The organism is Streptomyces sp. 15-116A (genome assembly GCF_025290915.1).
In the GTDB taxonomy this organism is placed as follows: domain Bacteria; phylum Actinomycetota; class Actinomycetes; order Streptomycetales; family Streptomycetaceae; genus Streptomyces.
The window spans coordinates 1-2,137 of sequence record NZ_JAOCQE010000498.1 but is presented as its reverse complement, the minus strand read 5'-3'; the positions used below and the strand labels follow the sequence as shown (position 1 = coordinate 2,137).

The following is a 2,137-nucleotide window of genomic DNA, read 5'->3' as shown; positions in this document are numbered from 1 at the left end:
CGCGGCGAGGGCGCGGCGGCGGCACGCGGCCACGGCGATCCCGGTGACCGCGAGGGCGACGGCCGCGAGCGGCAGCCACACGGCGGCGGTGTTCAGCACGTGGTACCCCTTCCGGAGTCCGGGCACGTCCTCGGCCGGCAGCACCGCGATCTCGGTGTGCCGGACGGGGATGCGGTGTGCGAACGGCACATGATCGGCGGCGAGTCGGCTCTTCACCTGGGCGACGACCGGTGCCAGGTCCACCGTGACCGGGCCCGGCGTGGACCGCTCGTCGCGCAGGGCGTGCAGCACCGCCCCGTGGACGGCCCGGTTCCCCGCCTCCCACGCCGTGCGGAACGCCTCGGTCCGGGTGAACGACCGCAGCGCGTCCTGCACGAAGGGACCCATGGTGCCGCGCATCGGCCCCGGGGCCAGCTCCCGTACGACCCCGTCCCCGACGGCGTCGGCGACCGCCTCGCGCACGGCCGGATCGGCGGACAGCGGGGCCACCGCGCTGACGTACCGTCCGGTGTCGGCCAGCCCGTACGCCGCCCAGGCCGCGAACGCGGCGCAGGGCGCCAGCAGACACGCGAGGCCGACCAGTGCCGCCGCCAGCGCGTCGCGGAGCCGGGCGGACGGCATCCGCCCGGCTCCGTCTCGTTCCTCGCCGCCGCGCACCCTTCCAGGCAAGGCGCCCGCGCCGGCACCCGCGACCGGTGCGCATACGGACGGGTGCCCCGGGGTTCACCCGGACGGGTGGATTCAGGTGTGGCCCGCTCTGCTGCCGCGGCCGTCCTCGCGGGAGTAGTAGCGGTAGAAGAGGATGGCGAAGACGCCCGCGCCGGAGATCAGGCCCAGCCAGGCGGAGCGCAGGACGCTCTCGTCGGACTGGCTGACCAGGAAGCCGACCGCGATGGCAGTGAAGGCGCCCCAGGCCACCGCGTGGAGCTCTCTCGGCAGCTTCGGGGCGACGGCCTGCAACGCCAGGTACACCACGATGAACGCGGCGGCGGAGACGAAGCCGAGCAGGAGGTTCCAGCCGGTGATCGGGCCGCCGCGCCGCGCGTTGGCCGCCGCCCAGTAGCCGAAGATCAGGCCGAGCACGACGGGGATGCCCAGCCGTGCCATGGTGTGGACGCGTTCGCTGAAGACGTCCGGCGTTCCGGTCCTGCGCTGGTCCGCCAGTCCCGCTCTCGGTGCCGCGTGAGCCATGAGGGTGCTCCTTCCACGTCGCCCCCGTCCGCCTCGCTTCCAGAGCACACCTGCCACGGCCCGCGGGCAAGTCAGAGAGCGCAAGGGCGCGGGAGAGCCCCCAAGGACGCGGATGCGCGCGCTTCGGGCGCGTGTTTCGCTGGGGCCGTGAGCCAAGTCAGACGCCGGCGTGACCTGCGCATCCGGCGCAGGGAACCGGTCGACCTCGCCGGTCCGCTGCAGGTGCGCGGACACAGTGTCGCCTGGGTTCCGCCGGTCGTCATGCTGGCCGTGATCGTGGTCGCCGACTTCAGCACCACCGGCGACGTCCGGTTCATCTCCTGGGCCGTGCTGGTGCCGGGCGTCGCCGCCACGATGTGCGGTGTGCGGGAGACGGCGGTGATCGCGGTCCTCGCGGTCGTCACGTACGCCGTCGTCGACGACTCCTGGCCCCGCGAGTACCGGGAGGGCACGTCCGACTTCCTCCTCACCGCCGTCGGCGGCGTCCTCGCCGTCGCCGCCTGCGCGGCCCGTGTGCGCAGGGACCGCGGCATGGTGCGCATGCGCACCGTCACCGAGATCATCCGCCGCACCGTGCTGCGCCCGCTGCCCCCGCGCTGGGGCGGACTCGACCACGCGGGCGTCTATCTCACCGCCGACGCCGAGGCGGACGTCGGCGGCGACTTCTACGACATCCAGCCGGGCCCGCACGGCACGCGGGTCCTCGTCGGCGATGTGCAGGGCAAGGGGCTGGGCGCGGTGGAGGCGGCGGCCGCGCTGCTCAGCGCCTTCCGCGAGGCCGCGTACCACGAGCCGGAGCTGACGGTGGTCGCCGAGCACCTGGAGGCCCGGCTGCTGCGCCAGCGCGGACGCCTGCGGGCGCTGGGGTCGCGGGACGGCGTGGACCGGTTCGCCACCGCCGTGCTGATCGGGTTCCCGGTGGCACGGCGGGACATGGTCGAGGCGG

At 74.7% G+C, this 2,137-nt stretch carries 2 protein-coding genes and 1 pseudogene; 1 reads left to right on the top strand and 2 read right to left on the bottom strand.

Features of this window, described 5'->3' with window-relative positions; translation table 11 throughout:
• Together N4P33_RS34860 and N4P33_RS34855 are read right to left on the bottom strand one after the other, a co-directional pair.
• A pseudogene (locus N4P33_RS34860) lies at window positions 1-621 on the bottom strand (hypothetical protein); the annotation flags it as partial.
• Window positions 622-741: 120 nt separating this feature from the next.
• Window positions 742-1,191, bottom strand: a complete 450-nt coding sequence (locus N4P33_RS34855) for a hypothetical protein (RefSeq protein ID WP_260830916.1) — start codon at window positions 1,189-1,191, stop codon at window positions 742-744.
• Window positions 1,192-1,365: 174 nt separating this feature from the next.
• Here N4P33_RS34855 and N4P33_RS34850 point away from each other — a divergent pair.
• The coding region (locus tag N4P33_RS34850; RefSeq protein ID WP_260830917.1) for a PP2C family protein-serine/threonine phosphatase at window positions 1,366-2,137 on the top strand (772 nt) is incomplete at its 3' end.

Excerpts from the sequence above, each read along its gene's own strand:
- N4P33_RS34855 (WP_260830916.1), bottom strand. The coding sequence starts at position 1,191 with ATGGCTCACGCGGCACCGAGAGCGGGACTGGCGGACCAGCGCAGGACC.